We start from the raw sequence: 24,175 nt of genomic DNA on the forward strand, positions 1-24,175 counted from the left end.
TTTAGTTTTTAGCAAACTCTTTAATTAAGATTTTATCTTTTAAACAATAAACAACAAAAGCTCTTGAATTTTTTTTCAAGATTTCATCCACGGCAAGTTTATATTCAAAAATTTGCTCTTTGTGTTTATCCTCCATTGCAAGGCTTGTTTTATAATCTATAATTATCGCTTCCTTATCATCTAAAGCAAGCAAATCTAGTCGCTTGATTTCTCCTTGAAAACTCAATGTTTGTTCTTTGAAAAGTTTTTTATTTTCAAGGAGGTTTTGAAATTCTTTACTATTGAGTAAATTTTTAATTCTTATAAGCAATGTTTCAAATTCTTCATCATCCAAAAAATACCTAAATTTACTCTTAGTGTTTTGATAAGCTAATTCGATATTTTCTCCATATGGCAGTTTTAAATTTTGCATAAAAAAATGAAAAGCGTTTCCAAAATAAATTTCTTTAGAATCTAATTTTTCATCATGATCAATTTCTTGCAAACCAACCTTTTCAAATTCTTTCAAATCAGGAGGCAAAATTTCCTCTTTTTGCTCATATAAATTTTGAAATTCTAATGTTCCAATTTCTTGCTCATTGATTTCAAGCATTGAATTTAAATAACTAGGATAACTCCCATGCTTAAATTCACTATTTCTTTTAATAACAATCAAAGAATCTCTAGCTCTGGTAAAAGCCACATAAAGCTTATTCATATCGTCTTCATAATCAGCCTTGGTTATATTGTCTATAAAAGCTTGATAATTATGCTCTTTAGTTAATTTGCGTATATTATCTCTTATATGAAGTTGCCAACCTTGATTGATATCATATTCTAGCATGATATTATCGCTATTTGTATTATTTTTTGAAAGACTGTCTATCAAAATAACGTGCTTAAATTCCAAACCTTTGGATTTATGCACAGTCATAATGCTTATCCCCATATTTTGTTCATTGATAATTTTTAAAGGACAAGGTTCAAATAAAAGTTTTAAAAAATCCTCTTTTTCTCTAGCATATTCTATAAATTGGATTAAAGCAATATCACTAAGATCAAGTCTTAAATTTTTAATCAAATAAAGTAAATTTTCTATAGCACTTCTTGCTAAATCAAGATTTAATCTCAAAGGTTCAAATCCTAAAAATTCTTTTAAAAAATGCAAATAAAACTCATCTCCAAAAATACAATATTTTGCATATTCTAAAACAACCCTCACACTAGCTTTATTTTCAAGCAAAATATTGCTTTGTGTAAATGCTTGAATTTTGTGTTCTTGTAAAAATTCTAAAATCATATCTGCATCATTATTTTTCCAACATAAAATACAAATATCATCTAAAGAAATATTTCTATCTTTTAAAAAATAAATTTGCTCTAGCAAAGTTTCAAATACTTTTTCTTTTATTTCTTGAAACTGATCTTTGGCTTTAGTTTCTTTTGTTTCAACAATGCGTACAAAGCCTCCTTTTTTATCCTCCAAAGAAAGCTGTGGCGTATAATTTTTTATTTTATTTTTAAACACTTCATTGACAAAATAAACCAAATTTTCTTTAGAACGATAATTGACTTTAAGTTGATCTTTTTTGATTTGCTTAAAATCAAGCTGTAATAAATCAAAAAGCTCTTTCTTGCCTTTTCTAAAACGATAAATACTTTGTTTTTTATCTCCAACATAAAAAAAAGTTCTATTTTTTTTCACGCCCTCGCCTGAAACTAATTCAGCGATTAAAGGATATAAAATCTTATATTGTATAACGCTTGTATCTTGAAACTCATCGATAAGCAAATGAGAAATATATCCATCCAAGCGAAAATAAATCATATCCTTAAAATCACTTGTGATTAAATCAAAAACTCTTCGACTAATATCACTAAAACTTAAAACATTTTTTTCTTTTTGTATAGAATTTTTTGCCTTACTATAATAATTTAAAAGATTCATTAAATTAGCAATTTTATATTGCTCAAGCTCAATAGCATAGCCATTTAAAGCATTGATAAATTCTTCTCTTTTTAATTTAAAATTTGTATCCTCATCATTTAATTTTTGCAAATATTCCGTTTCATCAAATTTTGACATAAAACTTGTTTTGATAAATTCATTTAAATCCAAAGTTTCATTTTTAAAATTTTGTATTAAATTTGTATATCTTTTAACATGGGTTAAACTTAAACAATACGTTCTTAAATCATTGTAAGCTTTGTTTATTTTTGCTTTTGATGGATTTGGAATTTTTACACAATCTTTATGGTAAGCGTTTTCATAAAATCTTTCTAATTCATTATAAAAATCTTGATTTTCTTCTATATTGACCAAATAATAAGCTAAATCTTTTAATTCTTCTCTATTTAAAAGCCTTAAAAAAACAGCCTTGATATCGAGTTTTTCTTCGCTAATATTAAAATCGCTACTAAGTCCCAAATTTAAAGCAAAAGCTCTAACAATCTTGCTAAAAAAAGCATCAAAGGTGCTGATTTTTAACTCTTGTCTTAAAAATTCTTTTCTTTTAGCGTCTCTTAAAGCTATAAGTTCTTTTTTTTCCACATCTAAAAGTCGGCATAATTCTTGAGATTCACTCTGTTTTTCTTCACTTTCTAAATTTAAAAAAGTATCAATGATTCTTTTTTGCATTTCATTAGCAGCTTTTTTAGTAAAGGTTAAAGCTAAAATTTCATTTATTTTTGCGTTTTTTAAAATAAGTGCTATAAAACGAACACTTAAAGCAAAGGTTTTACCACTACCAGCACTTGCTTCTAAAGCTAAAAAAGGCTCAAAAGTCATTTCACTTCCTTTTTATAAATCAACCTATAAGGGCAATATTCATCCTTTTTGTTTTCAAACTCCATTTCTTCTTTACTTTCATCTAGTAAATTTTTTAAACTTTCCTTCAAATCAATCAAACTTTTAGCTTTTTCTTTTGTAAATTTCATACGTTTTAAATCATAAAAAAAAGCTTGAGCATTCTCATCATAAAGAGCTTGATAAAAAGCCAACTGATAAGAATCTGTAGGAATTTTTCCACTTTTATAATCGATAATAAAATTTTCACCCGCACAATGATCAATTCTATCAATAACTCCTATTAATTTTATAAATTCTTGTTTAAAATTTAAAACTTTAGAAATAGACAATTCTAGTTTATCAACCTTATATCCTTCATCAAAATGCTTTTGTTCATTTTTGTAAAAATTTTCAAATCGTATTTTTAAAATTTCGAGTTCCAAATCGCCGATGCCATATTTTGAACTTTCCCTTTGTAATAATTTATTAAAAATACCACAATCAAAATAATTTTTTGAATTTTCTTTATAGTAAATTTCTAAAATCTTATGGATAAAATTACCCTCATTTTTAAAATTGCTTTCATAACTTAAGGCTCTAGCTTCCTTTAAATTTAAAATATAACGATAATAATAAGTTCTTTTTTGATTTAGGAGTAAGTTAAAGCGAGTAAAAGATAAAGGTTTTTCAAATGGATCATGCTTTAAAACAGGAGCCTTAATAGGCTCTAAATTTAATCTTGCACTCTGATAATCAAGCTTTAATGCATCTAAATAAGTTTTAGAATTTGGTTTTTCATAAAAATATTTTATATCAAGATCATCTAAAAAACGTGATTTTCTCTGCTCTTCATTTTCAACATAAGAAATGCTTACTTTTTTAGCGTTTTTGATTAAATTTTCATAATAAAATCTTTGCAAATTCTCTCTTCGTTCATAGCTGATTAACCCTGCTTTTTTGCGAATTTCATTATTTAAAAAAAGCTCATTAATACTTCTTTTAGGAATCACATCTTCATTAAAATCAACAATTACAACTCCATCAAAATGAAGTCCTCTGCTTTCTAAAAGCCCCATAACAGTAATTTTTCCACCGCCAACATAACTTAAATTTAAATTTGAAATGTGTATAAAAAAAAGCTGGAGTAATTCTTTAAATTTCAAAGACTGATTTTTTAACAAATCCTTGATAAAATACAATTCTTTTTGGATAATGCTGACAAGTTCTTGTTTTTCATTTTCTAAAAATTGAATTATTAAATTTTCAAACTGCTCAAAATTAAATTGTTGATCAAATTGACTCTTAAAATTTTCAAAATCAAGATTTAAATAATGCAAAAAAGTATTATGATAATCAAAAATTGTATCTTCATTTAAAAAATAATCTTCTTGCTTTTGATAATAAAATGATTCAGAATTTGCAGAATCATAAAGTATTTTTAGTTTTTGATAAAATAAACTCTCTTTGATATTAATACCACTAGCGAAATTAAACATATTGTTTTTATCAAACAATCTTAAAAGATCACAAAAACTTTCATCTGGTGTTATAATAACTATATTTTCAGGCTTTAATCCTTCCCTTAAAAAATGAGAAACTTCATCCATTGCAAAGGCACATTGCAAACTTCTAATTTCAAAGGATTTGACTTTAACTTGTGAGTTTTGAGTATAAATTTTCTCTTTTTTAAGAATTTTTCCTTCATTTAAACTTACTTCATAATAAAATTCTATTTCAAGATCTATTTCTTTTAAAAAATCAAATTTGGAAAAATACTCATAATTAAACCGACTTACCCTAAAACATAAAATCACTTCTTTATAATCAGCAATTTGCAAAAACAAATCTTCTTCAAATTTACTTAAAAAACCCTCTAAATTATAAATAATAACATCATATTCATCTATAAAATCAAAATTAATCGAATAATCTTTCACCAAAGATAAATCATCATGAAGATGATTCTTTTTAAGCAAGGCAAGATAATGATCAAATACTTCTTTTAAAATTTCTAAATGTTCATTATAACTTGCATAATAATCATTATTTTTAAGATCATCAATACTTTTTTTCTCTAAGCTTAATTCTTTGAAAAAAGAGAATAAATATTCATTATTTTTTAAAAAAGTAAAAAAATCAGCACTAATTCCTAATTCTTTCTCTAAATTTTTACTTTTTAAACACGCTTCTTGCATTAAAAGCAAACTCTCATAAGAACTCGCCTTATGAGAATTAACTAAACATACTCTCTCTAGAAAATCTTGTATGCTTATAGCATTATCAAGCAAAGCATTTAAAGCTTTGCTTTGATCGTAATATTCTTTGATCTTCCTTGTAGAACCAAATATTCTAAGCTTCATTTAGCATATAATTCATAGCTAAAAAAGCCTATTGTTTGAGGATTTGCAATCAGCTTAAATTTTAATTGCCATCTACCTTCTTCGATTTTAGAAGGAAAGGTGATACTTAAAATTCCTTGTTTTATTTGTCCTTGTAATTTTTGATCATCTTTTTTTGTATGAGGTCTAGTAAGTAAAATTTCATACTTTAAATTTTGAATATCTGCTTTTCCTAAAGATTCTATTTTGAAATTAGCTACATAAGAATTAGAATCAATATTATAAACAGGAATTTTCCTAGCACCTAGCAATTGTAAATTTTTATTTTCAAAATCAACCTTAAAAAGTTTATTAAAATTTTCTTGCTGCTTTTGAATTTCATTATAGTTATTTTCTACATTTTGATAAGAATCAAAATAAAAATCATCTTCATATACAGGATAATCGCTTGAAATGACAACGGTTGCAACAGAAGCCCCTATAATCAATAAAAAAGCAATCAATAAACCATAAGGCCAAAAAGTTTTTTTCTTATCCATTTCTTTTCCTCTTCATTCTTCTTTGTGTATAATAAAGTAATGCAAAACAAACAAAACCGTAGATTAAAATTCTTAAAATATTTATTGTATCACGATTTGTATTACCTATAGAAGAATTTAATGTAATCCCTCTAGCTTGGGTTATGCGATCGACTATATCAGCATAGCCATTTAAAATAGCAGCATTATAAATATCGCCTTTTTGTGTTGCTAAAATTGGCAAAATCGAACCTGTTCCTGGATAAGGACTTAATATAGCTTCTTTATCAATCAAATTAAGAACACCCTTAGAACCAACTATATCAACTCTATGCGATTTTTTAGATAAAATGAGAAGAATGTAAGACTTTGGCAGTGTTTTTTGCATATTAAACAAAGTTTCAAAATCCATATTATCGCCTATAGCTACTCCTGCAAAAATTTGACTCTTTTCTTCAAGTTCTTTGCCTATTAAATTAATTTCTTGAACAACTTTTGGACTCAATACGCCTTCATTAAAAACCACATAATCAAGAGCAAAAACCCTCAAAGGAAAAAATAAAAAGATAGCTAAAAATAAGCTATCTCGTAATATTTTTTTCATCCTATGTGCAAGTGATTAGCAGTTAATACCGACCAAGCAGTAATTACCGCAGTAGTGATAAGTCCAATAACAATTAAATACTCTAATGCTTTACTCATTGTGCATCCTTTATAATTCTATGATCTTGCTCTTTTGAACCTAACATTTTTACACTTTGAATATCTTTAAGACTATAAGGTTTTTGCATCACTTCTCGTTGAGCTTTAATTCCAAAAATAGTTAGCACTACTAAAATAGCAATCAATAACACAGTTGCAATAAGCATTCCTGTAATACCTGAAAAAGAAAATACGCATCTATTTGTGTTTTCCATTATTTACCCCTTGAAAGAGAAATTACATACTCGCCAACAGCTTCTTTTTGCACGTTATTTAAAGTAGAAAATGCTGGCATAGTTCCTATAAAACCTTTTTTACCTCTATTTAAAACATCGACTACAAATTCTGCTGAACCATATTTTGTAAGATCAGGAAACATTCCACCCTCTCCTCCTTTTCCATCAGCTCCATGACAAGCAGCACAAGTTTCATAAACTTCTTTTCCTCTAGCTACTAACTTTTCATTTTTAGTTTTTTTAATCGCTGAGATTTCTTGTGCAACATAAGCAGCAACTGCTGGAATGTCTTCTTTTGCTATGCCTAAAACAGATGCATCTGGCATTTCTCCGCCTTCATAATTCATCCCTTTAGAACCATGTACAATTGTATTAATAATTCCTTCTTCGCTACCCCAAATATTTAAATTTTGAGCTTTACCATTGATTCCATCAGCAGTAATGCCATGACAAGCAGAACATTGAACTAAAAAAATATTTTCGCCCATATCTTTTTTATCATCAGCAGATAAATTTTTAAATTTTTTCTCAAATTTAGAATTATAGGCTTGCACTTCTTCATTGTATTGACCTATACTTGAAAAAGATTTCAAAGGATATCCCCACAAGAAATACCAAATTGCCCAAACAATAGTAAGACAAAAGACAATAGCCCAGCCTAAAGGAATAGGATTTTTATACTCTCCTATTCCATCCCATTCATGTTCACTAAGCTCAGCTTCACCTTTTTTTTCTTTCATTTTTCTAAACATTCTGCTTACAATTATAAGCGTGATTAGAACAATAAGAACAGCTCCAATCAAAGACAATAAATTAGTATTATCTTTTAAATTTAACCATTGCATCAAGCACTCCTTTTATTTTCTAAAACACTATCATTGATACTATCATCTAAAACAAGGTTTGCATATTTTTCATAATTTCTTTCGCCATTTTTCTCCGCTCTATAAAGATGATACAAATATGAATACAAAACCAATGACAAAAAAACAACAAGCAGGAAAAATCCATAAGCTTGGAAAATTCTCCACTCGTGTTGATTAATTTCACTCAAATTAAGAGTAGTTAATTTTTTAATTACATCTAATAAAATTAATAAATGTTCCATCATCTTACTTTAAACTATTTAAATAAGCGATCAAAGCAACAATTTCTTTAATTTCGCCTTTGGCAAAAGCTTTTTTCACTTCTTCATTTTTCATCTCATCAACTATAGTTTGCGCTTCCGCTTTTACTTCTTCTTGAGCATCTTTCCAAGAACCAAGTTTTACGCCGCCTGGTACATCATAAGGTACATTGAAAACTTTTTTTACAGTTAAAGCTTCAGCATAAGCTGTTTCTATATCAGCATCATTTTTAAACATATGCTTATAAGCTGGCATAATAGAATGTGGAACTACCGAAGTAGGCTCCCACATATGATTTTCATGCCAATCAGTTGTTCTGTAACTTCCTACACGCATTAAATCAGGACCTGTTCTTTTTGAACCCCATAAAAATGGTCTATCATAAGCAAATTCGCCACTAACTGAATACATTCCATAACGATCAGTTTCAGATTTAAATGGACGTATAAGCTGAGAATGGCAAGCATTGCAACTTTCTTTTATATAAATTTGACGCCCTGCAAGCTGTAAAACAGTATAAGGTTTTTTTCCTTCAATAGGTCTTGCATTTTCAGTAAAATTAGGCAAAACTTCAACAATACCAGCATAAGCAATTACAACAAAAACAGCCACAGCAAAAAAGAATGGATTTTTTTCTAACCAACTAAACATTTTTCCTCCTTTTTACACTGCCATAGGTGAAGCACTTTTTGGCTCTTTATCTAGCACTCTTCCACAAGCAATTGTTTTATAAATATTGTAAGTAAATATAAAGAAACCAATAAGGTACAATAAACCACCAATAGCTCTAATCCAATAATAAGGTATTATAGCCACAACTGTATCGATAAATGAATAAAGAAGATTACCGTATTTATCAACTGCACGCCACATCATACCTTGTGTGATACCTGCAATCCACATTGAACTGAAATAAAGCACTACGCCTGTAGTTTGGATCCAAAATTGAATTTCCATTAAAGATTTGCTATAAAGTTCTCTTTTAAACAATCTAGGTGTCATATGATAAAGTGCGGCCATAGTCATAAAGCCTACCCAACCTAAAGTTCCATCATGAACATGTCCTGGAATCCAATCAGTAAAATGTGCTAAAGCATTAACAGATTTTATAGAAAGAATAGGTCCTTCCAATGTCGAGAACATATAAAAAGTTGATGCTAAAATCATAAATTTAATCAATGGACTTTCTCTAAGCTGACTCCACTCACCTTTCATTGTAAGCATGATATTGATCGCTGATCCCCAAGAAGGTAAAATAAGCACTATTGAAAATACAGAACCCATAGTTTGCATCCAATCAGGAACAGTTGAATAAATCAAATGGTGTCCACCTGCCCAAAGATATACAAACATCAAGCCCCAAAACGCAAATAAAGAAAGTTTATAAGAAAAAATTGGCTGACCGCTTTCTTTTGGTAAAAAGTAATAAATTTGAGCAATAATACCAACAGTGAAAACAAAAGCAACCGCATTGTGTCCATACCACCATTGAACTAAAGCATCATTAGTTCCCGCATACATTGATACACTATGCCACCATTTTCCCATACCGGCAACAAAATAAGTTGGAACTTCCATATTGTTGAAAAGATAAAGCATAGCAATACCTAAAAAAGTTGCTATATAATACCAAAGAGAGATATAAAGAGTTTTTTCACGTCTGATTCCAATAAGACCAAAAATACTCATACCCCACAATACCCAAACAATAACAACCAAAATATCTAAAGGCCATTCAAGCTCTGCATATTCTTTAGAAGTTGTAATTCCTAAAAATAAAGAAATAACAGCAACAATCATCGTAAACATATAAAGCCAAAAATGAAGCTTTCCTACCGCCATTAAAAATTTTGATTCAGCCATGCTTACCTTAAGAACACGTTGTCCTATATAGTACCAAGTGGCCCAAATTCCAGAAAGCATAAAACCAAAAATAACCCCTGAGGTGTGAAGAGGTCTTAATCTTGAAAAGGTTGCATACTCTCCTGCCAAATAATTCAAATCAGGATATGCCATTTGAAAAGCTATCAAAGTTCCTATGGCCATACCAATAATACCAAACAATACAGTTGCAAACATAAAACATTTAGCAACTGTATAGTCGTAACTTAATGCATTACCTGGATGCATAGTTTTTTCTCCTTAAAATTTTATTCATTGATAACATTATAAACTATTAATTATACATTTTTTCTTAAAAAAAATAATTTTGTTTTATTTATTACATCTTAAAATTAAGAATTTATCGATATTTTCAGCATTTTGTTTTAAAAAAATAAAATAAAATTTACTAATCAAATTAAAAAATATAAATAAAATTATTTTATAAAAGTAATAAAACCTATATAACTAATATGCAATCCATAGATAATAATAATAATATAAGCCATATAATTAAAAATCATTTTTAAAAATTCATTTAAAATTTGAGATAATCTAGCAAAAAATAACATAGCAGGAAGTGTTGAGATGCCAAAAATAAGCATAATAAGCATACTTTCTAAAATATTTTCTCTTTTAAGAGCATCTGTTAAAAAAAAATAAACCAAACCACAAGGAACAAAGCCATTTGCAAATCCTAACATCAATGCAGATTTAACGCCTTTAAACTTCATCGATTTTTGCATTACAAATTTAAACAAAGAGTGAATTATTATATTATTTTCAAAAAAAGCTAAAAGACTACCTCTAAAAATTAAAGCACAGCCTAAAATAACCATAAAAATACCGATGATAAAAAATGAAAAACTTTGAATTTTAGCATTAATCGCTAAAATATTTCCAAAAATCCCACAAAGTATTCCTAAAAAAATATAAGCTAAAATTCTTGATAGTTGATACAAAAAAGTTAGTAAAAATAAATGTTTGTGTGAAGAATTCAACCTCATAAAGGCTAAGGTAAAACCTCCGCACATAGCATAGCAGTGTCCAAAGCTTGATAAAAAAGCAACACTGAAAATAACAAAAAAATCAATATTTAGCAAAATCACATCAAATCGATAAATTCTTTAAAAATATATTTACTCTCATGAGGACCAGAAGAACTTTCTGGATGATGCTGTACCGATATAATAGGATAATCTTTATATTTAACACCCTCTACATTATCTCCAAAAAGATTTCGATGGGTAATATAAGCAACTTCACAAAGCTCTTCAGGAACATTATAATTATGATTTTGTGCTGTAATTTCAACGCTTTTATTATTTAAATTAATAACAGGATGATTTGCGCCATGCTGACCAAATTTCATTTTATAAGTTTCATAACCAAAAGCATTGCTTAAAAGCTGGTGTCCTAGGCAAATTCCTAATATAGGAATTTTTGCTTTAGCCATTTTTTCAATTTCTGCAATTTCTTGTTTTAAAATTTTTGGCTCTCCAGGACCATTAGAAAGAAATATTCCTTGAATTTCACCTTTTTTATAAAGATCTATAAGTTCTTGCGCTTTAACATTATAAGGATAAACCTCTACTTCCAAACCTGCTTCAACAAGTTCATTTAAGATATTGATCTTAACTCCATAGTCGATAACAGCAACTTTTTTTGCACTTCTTTTAGCTTCATTATAACTTTGAGTTGTATGATTCCAAACACCTTGTTTATGGACATAAGATTGTTTTGTGCTGACTTCTTTAACAAAATTAACTTCATCGATTTTTGCTGATTTTTCTAAAGCACTTTTTAGTTCTTCTTTGTTTGAAATTTCAGTCGATACAACAGCTCTTAAATTTCCAAAATCTCGAATTGTTTTCACTAAAAATCTTGTATCAAGATCATATATTCCTATTTTTCCATGTCTTTTTAAATATTCATCCAAACTTTGTTTAGCACGGAAATTAGAAAAAGTAGAACTTAATTCTCGTATTAAAATACCACTAGCAAAAACTTCTTTGCTTTCATTATCATAATCATTAGTTCCCACTATACCGATCTCTGGCATAGAAAAAACGATAAATTGTCCCGCATAAGAAGGATCTGAAATGATCTCTTGATATCCAGTTAAAGAAGTATTGAAAACTAACTCCCCAAAAAAAGTTCCATTTTTACCAAAAGCTTTAGCTGTTAAAAAAATATCATTTTCTAAATAAACATAAGCTTTCATAATTTAAAACATTCCTCTTTTTCTAAGTTCTTCTTGATAAAGTTTTTCAAAGATTAATTCATATTCTTCGCTACCTGGAATTGGCTTGGTCTTATAATTGCTTATTTTCTCATACACTTCATCTTCTAGATTTTCATAAATTTTAAGATAATTATCAATGCTAGAAAAAATTAAATTTTTTACTCTATTTTCACTCACGATAAAATTAATAAAATCATTTTCTATGAGCTCTTCTAAAATCCTATGTGCCAAACGATTATGGCGATCTTCTAAATTTAAAATAACATCAAATTGAGGTGCAAGTTTTTTCTTCACAAGCCAAAACATATTTTTTCTATCAACTTGCATAAGCTCCATTTCATCTTCTTGTTCTTCTAAAAGTTCTTTAGTTTTTTCATCTAGTTTTCTTTCACTTAAGACATCATTTTCTAAAATCTTTGCAACACAAGGATTAAGTTCTTCCATACTGCTTTTAATTTCAACAAAAGAAGAATTGGCTAAATCTAATACTATTTTATTTGTGATGTAAGGTATATGTGGTAATTTTATACGCATTTTCAAACCTTTAAATTATAATTTAAAATAATAATATATTTATGTTAAAAAACAAATTTAATGAGTCTTATTATTATCTAAATTTTTTAACAACAAGGTTAATTCACTTGCTTTTTTAGGATCCATTTTAGAAAGAACTCCTGAAATTTTACGAGAATCAAGCGAAAACATGATTTTGCTAGCATCTTCAGCATCCATTTGACTTAACACATCAGCTATAGCCGTATCTTTCATCTGAGAATAAATTTCTTTGACTCTACCTTCTGTTTTTTTATTGATGGAATTTAGAATTTTTTGCTGCTCTTCTAAAAGTTTAGCATTTTGATCTTTTAAGGATTGAATTTGTGCTAAAGTAGCATTCACTTCTGCTTCTTTTTTTACTAAAGCATCCATTCTTTCTTTTTGTAAAGCTTCAAAAGAAGCCTTATAAGCCTCTAAAGATTGCCTAGCTTCATCAAATTCTTTTGTTTGTAATTCTAGTTGTGCCTTTTTAGATTCAAAATATTCTTCACAATTTTGATCAGCTCCAAAAAGTGCAGTCAAGCAAAAAATTAAAAAAATACATTTTTTAGTCATTTTTATCCTTTTTAAAAAAGCGGCTGATTGCAATTTCATCGAGAAATTTTTCTTCAATTTTAGCAAGTTCTTTTTTCTTCTGTTTGATTTCTTCAGCCTCTAAGACCTTCATTTTTTCATAATCTAAATGAGCTTTTTTATATAAAAACTGATAATGCATCATTTCTTTTTTAGAAAGCTCTACTCTTTCTTTAGCTCTAGATATTGCTTCTCTGCTAATTTGTCTCATTGATAAATTAGATCTTAATTCATTTACAGAACCTGATTTTGGCAAAACGCTTAAATTTTCACATTCTTTTCTTGAAAGCTCTAAAAGTCTTTCATTTTCAAGCTGTCTTTGTTTGGCTTGATTTAAATTAGATTCGGCTTTATCAAGTTGCTGTTTTTTTACCTTGACAACAGAATTATATTTGCTTTTCATAAAACAATCGTATCTTCTCTTTCTGGACTTGTAGAAATAAATTTCACTTTAACCCCGCAAAGCTCTTCTAATCTAGCGATATATTTTTTGGCATTTTCTGGCAATAAATCATAATCCCTGATTCCAAAAACCTTATCCCAACCATCCATTTCTTCATAAATAGGTTTAGCATTTTCTAAATCACTTGGCATATAATCAATTTCCATTCCATTATACTCATAAGCACGGCAAATTTTTACTTTTTCAAAACCATCCAAAACATCAAGTTTCATTAAAGATAAAACATCTAAACCATTTAATCTTGCCGTATATCTTACTGCTACAGCATCAAACCATCCACAGCGTCTTTTACGTCCAGTGCTTACGCCGATTTCTTTTCCAATACGTGCAATTTTTTCTCCATCTTCACCTTTATCTTCAGTAGGAAAAGCCCCATTGCCCACTCTAGTTGTATAGGCTTTTACTATGCCTATAATATTTCCTATTTCTTTAGGGTTTAAACCAAGTCCGATTAAAGCACCACCTGAAATTGTACTTGAGCTTGTCACATAAGGATAAGTTCCATGATCAATATCAAGCATGGAGCCTTGAGCTCCTTCTAAAAGGACTTTTTTATCCTCATCCAAAGCTTTCCAAAGCATTCTAGTTGTATCTGTAATATAAGGGGTTAAAATTTCACTAAATCTCTTGAGATCATTTAATAAATCATCACTATCAGGAATTTCAACACCCAAAAATTCTAAATAACTTTTATTTAATTCAAAATCTTTCATTAAAGCATTATGAAGTCTTTGGGGATCTAAAAGCTCTCCGACTCTATGTCCTGTGCGATTGATTTTATCTGCATAAGAAGGGCCTATTCCCTTTCCTGTTGTTCCTATAGCATCCTTGCCTTTGAGTTTTTCTTTTGCAATATCTATCAAAGAATGATGCTTTAAATTAAGATGTGCTCTATCGCTAATATATAATCTGCCCTTTAAATTTTCAAATTGTGCCATTTCTGCAATTAAAACTTCAGGAGAAACGACAACACCATTACCTATAATATTGATGCACTTTGTATTTAAAACACCGCTTGGCATTAAATGAAGTGCATATCTTACACCTTGAACCCAAATGGTATGCCCTGCATTATGTCCACCTGCACTCCTGCAAACAAAATCATAATTTTCACATAATTTATCAACTATCTTACCTTTGCCTTCATCGCCCCATTGGATACCAACAACAATATCTGCTTTACTCATGACCTATTCCTTCAATCTTTAAACGGCGAGAAGATGAGAGAATCGAACTCCCCAAAGAATAGCCAGCTACCCTTTCATCTGATTTGAAGTCAGTGGCGATCACCAGATACGCTAATCTTCCAAAAAACTTTTAATTATAGCGACTTTTATTGAAAAATAAAATAAAATTAAGATTAAGGAATTTCATTAAGCATTTTCTCATAAGCCATTTTTGAACCAGAGCTTACCTTAGTCAATAAACTCCCAAAAATAATAACCAAAGAAGCTGTTAAAAAACCAGGTATCATTTCATATAAATTAGAATCAACGCAATTTTTCCATAATACCACTACTAAAGCACCTGAAATCATACCAGCAATAGCGCCAAATTTTGTCATTCTTTTCCAAAAAAGTGAAAAAATAATAACCGCACCAAAACTACTACCAAAACCAGCCCAAGCATAAGAAACTATACTTAAAACGCTTGAATTTTTATCCATAGAAATAAAAAAAGCAACCAAGGCTACAATTAAAACACCTATTTTTCCTAAATTTAAAACCACCCTGCTGGATGCATTTTTCTTAAAAATTTTTTTATAAAAATCTTCAGCTATAGTCGAACTCGATACTAAAAGTTGCGAACTTGCTGTACTCATAATAGCAGCTAAAATCGCAGAAAGTAAAATTCCTGCAATCCAAGGATTGAATAAAAGTTGAGACATGAGTATAAAAATTTTCTCAGGATCTTGCAAGCTAAGTTGGAATTTATAGATATAAGCAATACCTAAAATCCCTATCAAACAAGCACTAAATAAACACAAACTCATCCAAACAATTCCTATAAAGGTAGCAATAGGAATATCCTTAACCGATCTAATTGACATAAAACGCACTAAAATATGAGGTTGTCCAAAATATCCAAGCCCCCAAGCAAGAGCAGAAATAATACTTACAAAACTCACATGATTTATAGATAAAGCCTCAGGTTTAATTTCTTTTACAATAGAAAATGCCTTAGAAATGCCTCCTAAATGATAAAGCATAACCGATGGCACAACAATTAGCGCTCCAAGCATCAAAAGTCCTTGAATCATATCCGTCCAACAAACTGCTTTATATCCTCCTAAAAAAGTATAAATAACAATAATCAATGTTCCAGCAATTAAAGCATAATCATAACGAATTTGAAAAACACCTTCAAAGAGTTTTGCTCCACTCACAAGGCCTGAAGAAATATAAAAAGTAAAAAAAACTAAAATAACAATAGCGCAAATCACACGCAAAATATGTTTATTATCATCAAAACGAGTTTCTAAATAATCAGGAATCGTCAAGGAATTTGCAACAATGCCTGTATAAATTCTTAATCTTTTTGCTATAAAAATCCAATTTAAAGTCGCACCGATAATCAATCCTATCACAATATAAAAATTGATCAAACCACCGATATATAAAGCTCCTGGTAAGCCCATCAAAAGCCAACCACTCATATCAGAAGCACCTGCACTTAAAGCAGAAAGAGTAGGCCCTAAAGATCTTCCTCCTAAGAAATAATCTTCAGAACTTTTATTTTGTTTATAAAAATAAAAACCTATAAAAAGCATTAAAAAAGTATAAACTGAAAACATTGTTATAATGGCCATATTTATATGAACAACTTCCATTTTTTTCCTTAAAAATATTAAACTTAATTTTTACACTAATTTAAACAAAGATAAATTTCTTTTCTGAAGCCAAAACACACTGGGCAACAATATTTGCCTCTATGCCTTCATTTCTTAACTCATCAAGACATTGCAAAGCTTGATTTTCATCTATAGCAATCAAAAGTCCTCCTGAAGTTTGAGGATCGCAAAGCAATAAATTTTCTTCATTTAAATCAGAATCCATCTCTTGAATAAATTCTAAATTTTTATACGCTCCAGCCGGAATTAATCCCATATTATAATATTTCAAAGTTCCATCTAGGTAAGGAATTTTTTCCTTAAAAACTTCAAAACTAATTTGATCATTTAACATTTCTCTTAAATGTCCTAAAAAGCCAAATCCTGTAATATCGGTCATAGCATGGACTTTAAATTTTAAAGCAATTTGACTAGCCTTAAAATTTAAAGACATCATACTTTTAACCATAGAATTTAAATGTTTTTCTTCTAAAAAATCCGCCTTTAAAGCTGTGCTTAAAATTCCAACTCCTAAAGGCTTAGTTAAAATGATTTTATCACCTAATTTTGCACGATTATTAGCAACAAAACGATCAGGATGAACTTTTCCAGTAACACTGAGTCCAAAAAATAATTCTGAACTTTCAATTGTATGCCCACCAACAATCAAACCCTTGCATTCATTTACTTTATCATTGGCACCCTCTAACATCTCCTTTAGTATCTCTAAAGAATGATTTTTGGTATCAAATCCCACTATATTTAAAGCATTTATTACTTCAGCTCCCATAGCAAATACATCACTAAGGGCATTAGCTGCAGCAATAGCACCAAAATGATAAGCACTATCGATTACAGGAGTGATAAAATCAAGAGTTTGAACAAGAGCTAAATCATCACTGATTTTATAAACACTCGCATCTTCATTATTTCCGATATCGCTAAGCAAAGCTGGAGATTTTTGCATAAAATTTAAAATTGTTTTAAGGCCACCCGGGCTTAGTTTTGCTGCTCAACCTGCCGCTTTTACAAAATGGGTTAAATTTTGTTTTCTATACTCCAAATTTTATCCTATAAAGTAATGATTTTTGCTTTTCCGAAAAGTTCATTAACGATCTCATAAGCATTTCCGATAGAACCGATTTTTAATTCTTTAGTTTTTCTAAAAAATTCCAAACAAGCTCCACAACTTATAATCTCAACTCCTAAATTTTCTAATTCTTTCATAGCTTTATGCGCTTTATGATTTTCATCAGTATTTACCAAAACACTTTCATTTACACAAATAATTTTATCAGGAATATTTTTAATATTTTTTAAAGTATCTAAAAAACCAACAAATAAATTCTCTCCTAATTCTCCACAACCCACTTTATCGGTTTTTAAAAATAAAACACTGTATTCGTTAGGATTGGCTTGATTTAAATCAATTTCTTTTTTTTCAACACAAATGATAATTTCATCTTGATGTTCTTTAAAAGTCGGATTTAAATTTAAAGAGTTTAAAAATTTTAAAACATTATTTTTAGAGATAGTAGAATTTAAAATAATTTCTAAGCTCTCTCCATTATTTAGATTTTCAAGAGCTTTTTTTGTTTCAACGACAGGTTTAGGACAATCAAGATCTTTACAATCAATTCTCATTATTTTTCCTTAATAAAATTATACTTATTGCTAAGTATAATTTTATTTAGATAATCTTGTAAGTACTCTTAAATTTTTAAAATTTCTTTTTATTTACATCTTCTAAAATAGCACTAGCAATATGATTAACCTTGCTTGTAATTTGATTGGTTGCATTGGCAATTTCAGCGTTTTCTTTTGTAGCAGCTTCAAGTTGCATAATAGTATCATTAATTTGAGTGATTCCAAGGGTTTGCTCTTTTACGGACTCTGCAACTTCATTGATATTTTGCACTAATATATTAATATTTGCTTCAATTTCACTCAACGATTTTCCAGTTCTTTCAGCAAGCTGTCTTACTTCATCAGCTACAACAGCAAATCCGCGTCCATGTTCTCCTGCACGTGCAGCTTCTATAGCTGCATTAAGCGCTAAAAGATTAGTTTGCTCTGCGATGTCTTTAATAACACTCGCTATATTTCTAATATCATTAACTTGACTTGTGACCTCTAAAGTTCTACCATTAATATTTTGCATAGAATGGCTTATTTGCTCTATAGTAGTAGCACTTTGTTCAAGTGATTGCGCTTGAGTATCTGAACTCTCTGTTAATTTTTGCATTGAAGCTTTTAATTCTTCAGATTGAGAGGCCAATTCTTTAGAAAATTGAGAAGAAGTTATAAGCATTTTTCTAATTTCTTCACCTAAGATATTTGTTGTAAGCTCAACTTGTCCTTGGGCATTATCAACCGAAATGCTAAAATCAAGCGCCTTATAGCTGTCAAAGACTTTATTGATTTTATTCATATCAGAACCAATTTTATTTTGCAATACATCAAGCATTCTATTTAAAACATTTTTAAGCTCTATAAGTTGAGGGTTGATAGGAACTTTGGAAATTCTTGTTCTAAAATTTCCTCCTTCGATTTCTTTTACTGTTTGCACTGACTCATCAACCGCTTCTTGATCTTGCTTTAATGAAACACGAGTTTTTTCAATATTTTCATTTATCATTCTTCCCATAGAACCGAGTTCATCATTAGCGTAAATTTCTATAGGCTTAAGCTCTATCTTTTCATAATTTAAAAATTTAAAGAATGATTCTAGAGATTTTAAAATAATTGGAAGTCTTATTCCAACAATTCTTCTAACGCAGTAATAAACCACAGCTAAAACTACCAGAACAAAAGCTACAGAAGCTCCAATAATAAGCATTTGAAGTTTTCTTAAAGGTGCAAAAATAGACTCTTTTGGCGCTGTTACCATGATACTCCAAGTAGAATCTCCAGCCTTAAAACTGCTCAAACTTGCGTAAGAATCATCATTCGTTGAAGCAACGTAATTAAAAATTCCATTTTTTCCTTCAGATAAAGCCCTATAAACTTCTTCTGTTTGCTCTCCTCTGTTATTAACCTTCATAAGATTTTGAAGGATTAAATTTTTATTAGGATGTACAGCTATATAACCTTGAGAATTTAATAAAACATTTAATTGTCCATTGAAAAGAAATGATTTTTTATCGAGTAAATAATTTGCGATATTTTCAAAATCCAAAACTAAACCTACAACGCCCACAAGTTTATTTTTTTTGCCAAAAATTGGCATAGCTAAATTCATACCATTAAATGCTTTACCGCTTAAATTCATTTTTATAGCTTGACCGATATAAATTTGATCTTCTCCGTATTTAGCATTTTTTATAATATCTTGCACCACGGAAAAATTTACAATATCATCTACAGATTGTAAAACTTCAATTCCACCACGTTTTTTAATATCTTCATCTGTATATAAAATAACAAAATTACCATTTTTGGTATTAAAAAATTTACTCTCATCTTTAAAGTATGCTGGTGGATCTAACAAATAAAGATAAGTATAACTTGCATAAGCACTATTATCAAAAAGATTGATAAGAACGTTTGTGATACTATCAATATCCCAATCATCTTTATCAGTTGATTTAAACATATCTGTTAATGTATAAGCTTCACTTTTATTTAAAGCTATCATTTCATTAAAGATACCTTGAGTATGAGTGGCATACTCTTTAGAAGTTGCAGAAATAATACTTTCGGTGTTTTTAGCGATATTTTGACTCACTTGATCTGTAATTAAAAAAATTAAAAATACCAAACCCAATATTACAACAATTGCAACCGATAAAATAAGTTTTGAAGCAATATTTAAAGACTTAAACATTTGATTTATAACCTCTTAATACATTTAAAAATAATCAAAATTATATTATTTTTTATAACAAAATAAGCTTAAAAGAAAAAAATTAATTTTTTTTATGTTTTAAAAATAATTCCTTAAAACGTTTATTAGCGTATTCTTCTATATCTTTTTGCAAAATAGCAAAATTCTCCATCAATTCTATAGCCCTAGGAGTTAATTTTGTCCCTGATTCTTTTGATCTTCCTTGTCTTGTGCTTACTAAAATTTCTTGAGAATTTTTTTGCAAAACCTGTAAGTGCATCCATGCTTTTTTGTAATTTATCCCCATTAATTTAGAAGCATGCAATAAACTTCCCGTTTGCCCTATTAGCTCCAAAAGTTCAGTTTTTCCTTTACCAAAAAGCAAGTCCCCGTCTGAATTTTCAATCCAAGTTTTAGTTCTAATAACAAATTGCTTCCCTTTTTTCTCCTTAAAACAACCAAGTTTGCAATATTTCACATCAATTTTATATGCTTTTAAAGCCGAACGCATACTTTTTAAACCGCAACTTTTTTGGGCGATCTCTCTAGCTTCTTCACAAAAAATTCTTCTTTTATGATCAAGCTTAGGTTCTAATTCTTTTAAAACTTCAATTTTTCCTTTTTCAAAATCCAAATGCCCAAATTGACCCAATTCACAATTATCAATTCTGATATTATTTTCATTAGCAAGCTTACCTATTTCTTCAATATTTTTTGAAAATTTTTTCGCTATTTTAAAAGCTGTTCCGCAATCTAATTTTTCATTGCTATTTAGCATTTCTTTCATATAAGAGAGTATTTTTTTATCATCCATGAATTCGAAAATCTCCGCTATAAATATTGATCTTATCTTCCCTTGCAAAACCACAAAGACTTAAGTCAAACTTTCTTGCTATCATCACACCCAAGCAAGTAGGAGCCGTTCTTGAAACCAAAATTGGCACTCTATGCATAATCGTTTTAGCAACCATTTCAGAACTTAAACGACCGCTTACCATTAAAAAACACTGATCAAGTTTAACTCCGGCTAATCTTGCCTTTCCTAAAGCCTTATCTATAGTATTATGTTGAGCAATATCTTCTCCGATAAAAAACGTTTTTTCATCAAAAAAAAGCTTAGCTGTATGCACACACCCTGTTTTTTCATATAAATCACATTGAGTATAAAATTGACTCATTTGTTTTAGGATATAATCCTTGCTAAATCGAGCTTTAGAAGATATTTTCATGGCTTCAATATTTTCTATATCAATATTAGCCGTGTGTGCTCTCCCACAACCACTGATCACAACTCCTTGAGCATTGAGTTTAGCAAGATTTTCTTGATCGATATTTGCTTCAATATGCACACTCATGCCATCATCTTTACTTTCAATTTTTTGGATATCTTCCACTCTAGCGATGATATTTTCACTCATCAAATACCCAACCGCTAAGGCTTGTTCATCAACCGGAGTTGCCATTAAAGCACCGATTCTTTCACCGTTGATAAAAATTTCAAGTTTAATCTCACGTACTAAAGTATCATCGCAAGTAAAAGCTTCATCGCCTTTGTATTTTAAAATTTGAGTTGTAAATAAAGGTTCCATCAGGTATCTCTTGAAAAAATAAACTGCAAATATTATATCAAAAAAGTAAATATTTTCTAATAATTAAGCTTAAATTTATGGGGGGGGGTATAATGCATTTTTTATTTTTATATTATTAAAATAAGGAGTCGTTTATGGCAAAAAAGAGTAAAATTTTACTCAGTATAGGTGTAGCTACTTTGCTTTATTCTAGTGGTTTCTCGAAGGAAATAACCATTAACTCATCAAATGATTTTAAAAATTGTTTCACGTTTGATAAAAATAGCAACAGTGTTTATTTACAAGATTCTTACAAAAATCAGGATTTAACTTTTAAATTTAACAAAGATCTTGGTTTGCCAGATGATTGGCCGGAACAAAAAGATGAAACCCCTAATCTTAATATCGATCTAGGAGATCATACCCTATCCTTTACACAAGATAATTCCAACAAACCCACTTATGTGACTAATTTCAATCTAAGTGCTAAAGATATCAAAACACAAAATATTATCCTACAAGCTTTCAAACCTTCGACCATCAATGGAAATTTAGAGATGGAAGGAAAAAGAAAAGTAACAGGAGAAGAAGGTGGCTCAATGATCTTGCTTTTTAATGATGACGGATCAGGTGATATAGCTTATAATGGCGGCTTAAATATCAATGGAAATCTTACAGCTAACTCAACAGTGTTTGCAACTTATGGTAATTTTGTCAAAGTAAAAGGTAATGCCAATATTTCAGATTCGGATTTTAAACTTGTAAAACGTTCTTATACCGATTTGGAAGCACACGATGTTGTAGTAATTCAAGCTAAAAATTTTAATAAAGATATTTTAGAAAAAAGCAATTTCGCAAGTGCATGGCTTTTAAAATTTATAAATGATTATGTTCCAAATGCAAATTTTATATCACAAGATTCTTTAGAATCTGGATATGTTATAGATGTTTCAGATAGTGACAATTTTGATCCTTTGGTGAATTATAAATTAAGCATTAAAGATTGTAGTGGAAATCAATGTTTAGTTATCAATGGGGGTGCAACCGATGCTGCTAAAGATAAACTCACTCAATTAAAAGTAGATGTAGCTATGATTAATACATTGCTAAAAGAAACATTCAATGATGATGAATCACAAAAAGAAGAATGGGAAAAGGCTAAAGCTGAACTAACAAAACAAAAACAAGAAATTCAAAAACTCATCAGCGAAGCACAAAGCAATGGTGGCAAAATAGACGATAGCAAGTATCTTGATCTTGTAGCACCTAATCTAAATTCTAATGATAAAGCTTCTATTTTAGCCCTTCGATCTATCACAGATCAATTAGGAAGTATAGGTGCTGACTTAGCAAGCAGAGAAGGTGTAAAACTCGCTCTTAATATCAAAAAAGATACTGATGACACAGGCAAATCTGTCTCTAACTTAAACTCAAGTTCAAGTTCTGTAAATACAACTATGAATGTAGCTAATGACGTTTCAATAGGTCAAAGAGTAGCTATACTAAATAACCCTTTTGGAAACTATGCGTCTAAAATGAGTGGGCTTAAATTTGCTGCTTTAGAAAGCGATATGAGACCAAGTTATGTAAATGATTATACTCAAAGTGTTTGGGCTAATGCTTTTGGTGGTGCAAATATCATCGATGGAGATAGTGGTGCAATGTATGGTGCAACCATAGGTTTAGACAAACAAGCAAATGATCACGTTTTATTAGGTGCATATTTTACCTATGCAAATGCTAAGATTAAAGACAATACTTTAGAACAAAAAAGTGATAATTTTCAATTAGGACTTTATTCAAGTATCAACATAGCTCCGCAATGGGAAATTAATCTAAAAGCTTACGCTCAAATTTCTCCAACAGATCAAGATCATGTACAAGTAGATGGTGCTTATAATTCAAGTTATATGAGTAAATTCTTAGGTCTTAGTGCCAATGCTGGTCGTGTGTTTGATTTTAGTGATAACACTTTCTTTGTTAAGCCATTTGCTGGAGTAAATTATTACTTAAGTTACACCCCATCTCATAGAGAAAATGGTGCTATTGCTAAGGATATTGATTCTATGAGAAATAATTCTGCAAGTCTTGAAATAGGAGCAGAATTTAGAAAATATATCAATGAAAAATCCTATATTTTTGCCACTCCGAAAATTGAACAATTTATTATCAATAGTGGAGATGACTACATAGCCAATTTATCTATAAACAATGCTTTTTTCACTAGCGTTGAAGCAAACAATAAGAAAAAAACTTATGGGCAAGTCATTGTGGGTGGAAATATAGATTTTACCGAACAATTAAGCATGAATGTTGGCTTAGGTGCTAAGCAAATTTTAGCTGGTAAAGTTGATAATAAAAATGAAACTTATTTAAGTGGTCAAATAGGACTAAAATATAAGTTTTAATTTTATAAATGAATATAAAATTTCTTTTATAGGGCTTAATAAGCCCTATAAAATAAGCTCCAACTGATTAATTATTTAACATTTTTATTATATAAAACCTATCTTGGTTATCAAATTAATAAGTAAAATTATAAAAC

The 24,175-nt window shown here is 29.3% G+C and carries 23 protein-coding genes and 1 tRNA gene; 1 reads left to right on the top strand and 23 read right to left on the bottom strand.

Going from position 1 to position 24,175, the window contains the following annotated elements:
• Window position 1: 1 nt before the first annotated feature.
• From CQA75_RS00090 to fdhD, 23 genes are all read right to left on the bottom strand, one after another.
• Complete coding sequence (locus tag CQA75_RS00090) at window positions 2–2,767, bottom strand: RecB-like helicase (protein WP_137623039.1); 2,766 nt, start codon at window positions 2,765–2,767, stop codon at window positions 2–4.
• Window positions 2,764–5,127: a PD-(D/E)XK nuclease family protein gene (locus CQA75_RS00095; protein ID WP_137623040.1), complete on the bottom strand. Its 2,364-nt coding sequence runs from the start codon at window positions 5,125–5,127 to the stop codon at window positions 2,764–2,766. The genes CQA75_RS00090 and CQA75_RS00095 overlap by 4 nt, the downstream gene beginning before the upstream one ends.
• Window positions 5,124–5,645 (bottom strand): FixH family protein, encoded by a 522-nt coding sequence (locus CQA75_RS00100; RefSeq protein WP_137623041.1) that lies wholly within the window; start codon window positions 5,643–5,645, stop codon window positions 5,124–5,126. Before CQA75_RS00100 ends, CQA75_RS00095 begins: the two co-directional genes overlap by 4 nt.
• Window positions 5,638–6,228, bottom strand: coding sequence for a hypothetical protein (locus CQA75_RS00105; RefSeq protein WP_137623042.1), 591 nt, complete (start codon window positions 6,226–6,228; stop codon window positions 5,638–5,640). Before CQA75_RS00105 ends, CQA75_RS00100 begins: the two co-directional genes overlap by 8 nt.
• Window positions 6,225–6,326 carry a hypothetical protein gene (locus CQA75_RS00110; RefSeq protein ID WP_137623043.1) on the bottom strand — a complete coding sequence of 34 codons (102 nt, stop codon included), beginning with the start codon at window positions 6,324–6,326 and terminating at the stop codon, window positions 6,225–6,227. Before CQA75_RS00110 ends, CQA75_RS00105 begins: the two co-directional genes overlap by 4 nt.
• Entirely contained in the window at window positions 6,323–6,544 is a 222-nt protein-coding gene (locus tag CQA75_RS00115) for a DUF4006 family protein (RefSeq protein ID WP_137623044.1), read from the bottom strand. The genes CQA75_RS00110 and CQA75_RS00115 overlap by 4 nt, the downstream gene beginning before the upstream one ends.
• Window positions 6,541–7,407: a cytochrome-c oxidase, cbb3-type subunit III gene (gene ccoP / locus CQA75_RS00120; protein ID WP_137623045.1), complete on the bottom strand. Its 867-nt coding sequence runs from the start codon at window positions 7,405–7,407 to the stop codon at window positions 6,541–6,543. Before ccoP ends, CQA75_RS00115 begins: the two co-directional genes overlap by 4 nt.
• Entirely contained in the window at window positions 7,407–7,670 is a 264-nt protein-coding gene (locus CQA75_RS00125) for a cytochrome c oxidase, cbb3-type, CcoQ subunit (protein ID WP_137623046.1), read from the bottom strand. Before CQA75_RS00125 ends, ccoP begins: the two co-directional genes overlap by 1 nt.
• 4 nt (window positions 7,671–7,674) lie before the next feature.
• Window positions 7,675–8,340 (bottom strand): cytochrome-c oxidase, cbb3-type subunit II, encoded by a 666-nt coding sequence (gene ccoO / locus CQA75_RS00130; RefSeq protein ID WP_137623047.1) that lies wholly within the window; start codon window positions 8,338–8,340, stop codon window positions 7,675–7,677.
• 12 nt (window positions 8,341–8,352) lie between these two features.
• The gene (gene ccoN, locus CQA75_RS00135; protein WP_137623048.1) at window positions 8,353–9,819 is read right to left on the bottom strand and encodes a cytochrome-c oxidase, cbb3-type subunit I; all 1,467 of its coding nucleotides are present in this window, start codon (window positions 9,817–9,819) and stop codon (window positions 8,353–8,355) included.
• 188 nt (window positions 9,820–10,007) lie between these two features.
• Window positions 10,008–10,679 carry a sulfite exporter TauE/SafE family protein gene (locus CQA75_RS00140; RefSeq protein ID WP_246023714.1) on the bottom strand — a complete coding sequence of 224 codons (672 nt, stop codon included), beginning with the start codon at window positions 10,677–10,679 and terminating at the stop codon, window positions 10,008–10,010.
• The gene (gene carA / locus CQA75_RS00145; RefSeq protein ID WP_137623049.1) at window positions 10,676–11,794 is read right to left on the bottom strand and encodes a glutamine-hydrolyzing carbamoyl-phosphate synthase small subunit; all 1,119 of its coding nucleotides are present in this window, start codon (window positions 11,792–11,794) and stop codon (window positions 10,676–10,678) included. Before carA ends, CQA75_RS00140 begins: the two co-directional genes overlap by 4 nt.
• A 3-nt stretch (window positions 11,795–11,797) precedes the next feature.
• Complete coding sequence (locus CQA75_RS00150; RefSeq protein ID WP_137623050.1) at window positions 11,798–12,349, bottom strand: DUF507 family protein; 552 nt, start codon at window positions 12,347–12,349, stop codon at window positions 11,798–11,800.
• 57 nt (window positions 12,350–12,406) lie between these two features.
• On the bottom strand, window positions 12,407–12,925 hold the full coding sequence (locus CQA75_RS00155; RefSeq protein WP_137623051.1) for a MotE family protein: 519 nt from the start codon (window positions 12,923–12,925) through the stop codon (window positions 12,407–12,409).
• Complete coding sequence (locus CQA75_RS00160) at window positions 12,918–13,346, bottom strand: flagellar export protein FliJ (RefSeq protein WP_137623052.1); 429 nt, start codon at window positions 13,344–13,346, stop codon at window positions 12,918–12,920. The genes CQA75_RS00155 and CQA75_RS00160 overlap by 8 nt, the downstream gene beginning before the upstream one ends.
• Window positions 13,343–14,593: an adenylosuccinate synthase gene (locus CQA75_RS00165; protein ID WP_137623053.1), complete on the bottom strand. Its 1,251-nt coding sequence runs from the start codon at window positions 14,591–14,593 to the stop codon at window positions 13,343–13,345. Before CQA75_RS00165 ends, CQA75_RS00160 begins: the two co-directional genes overlap by 4 nt.
• Before the next feature lie 26 nt (window positions 14,594–14,619).
• A tRNA-Sec gene (locus CQA75_RS00170) sits at window positions 14,620–14,714 on the bottom strand.
• Window positions 14,715–14,766: 52 nt separating this feature from the next.
• Complete coding sequence (putP, locus tag CQA75_RS00175) at window positions 14,767–16,236, bottom strand: sodium/proline symporter PutP (RefSeq protein WP_171000056.1); 1,470 nt, start codon at window positions 16,234–16,236, stop codon at window positions 14,767–14,769.
• A gap of 40 nt (window positions 16,237–16,276) precedes the next feature.
• Window positions 16,277–17,299, bottom strand: coding sequence for a selenide, water dikinase SelD (selD, locus tag CQA75_RS00180; RefSeq protein WP_137623055.1), 1,023 nt, complete (start codon window positions 17,297–17,299; stop codon window positions 16,277–16,279).
• An 8-nt stretch (window positions 17,300–17,307) separates the two neighbouring features.
• The gene (gene yedF / locus CQA75_RS00185) at window positions 17,308–17,880 is read right to left on the bottom strand and encodes a sulfurtransferase-like selenium metabolism protein YedF (RefSeq protein WP_137623056.1); all 573 of its coding nucleotides are present in this window, start codon (window positions 17,878–17,880) and stop codon (window positions 17,308–17,310) included.
• A gap of 76 nt (window positions 17,881–17,956) precedes the next feature.
• Window positions 17,957–20,062, bottom strand: a complete 2,106-nt coding sequence (ccaA, locus tag CQA75_RS09590; RefSeq protein ID WP_137623057.1) for an aspartate chemotaxis receptor CcaA — start codon at window positions 20,060–20,062, stop codon at window positions 17,957–17,959.
• Between the two features lie 82 nt (window positions 20,063–20,144).
• Window positions 20,145–20,876, bottom strand: a complete 732-nt coding sequence (locus CQA75_RS00195; protein WP_137623058.1) for a winged helix-turn-helix domain-containing protein — start codon at window positions 20,874–20,876, stop codon at window positions 20,145–20,147.
• Window positions 20,869–21,651: a formate dehydrogenase accessory sulfurtransferase FdhD gene (gene fdhD, locus CQA75_RS00200; protein WP_137623059.1), complete on the bottom strand. Its 783-nt coding sequence runs from the start codon at window positions 21,649–21,651 to the stop codon at window positions 20,869–20,871. The genes CQA75_RS00195 and fdhD overlap by 8 nt, the downstream gene beginning before the upstream one ends.
• 134 nt (window positions 21,652–21,785) lie before the next feature.
• Here fdhD and CQA75_RS00205 point away from each other — a divergent pair, with 134 nt between their 5' ends.
• Window positions 21,786–24,038 (top strand): autotransporter outer membrane beta-barrel domain-containing protein, encoded by a 2,253-nt coding sequence (locus CQA75_RS00205; protein WP_137623060.1) that lies wholly within the window; start codon window positions 21,786–21,788, stop codon window positions 24,036–24,038.
• Window positions 24,039–24,175: the final 137 nt, after the last annotated feature.

The sequence above is a fragment of the Campylobacter taeniopygiae genome (assembly GCF_005406225.1).
Taxonomy (GTDB): Bacteria; Campylobacterota; Campylobacteria; order Campylobacterales; family Campylobacteraceae; genus Campylobacter_D; species Campylobacter_D taeniopygiae.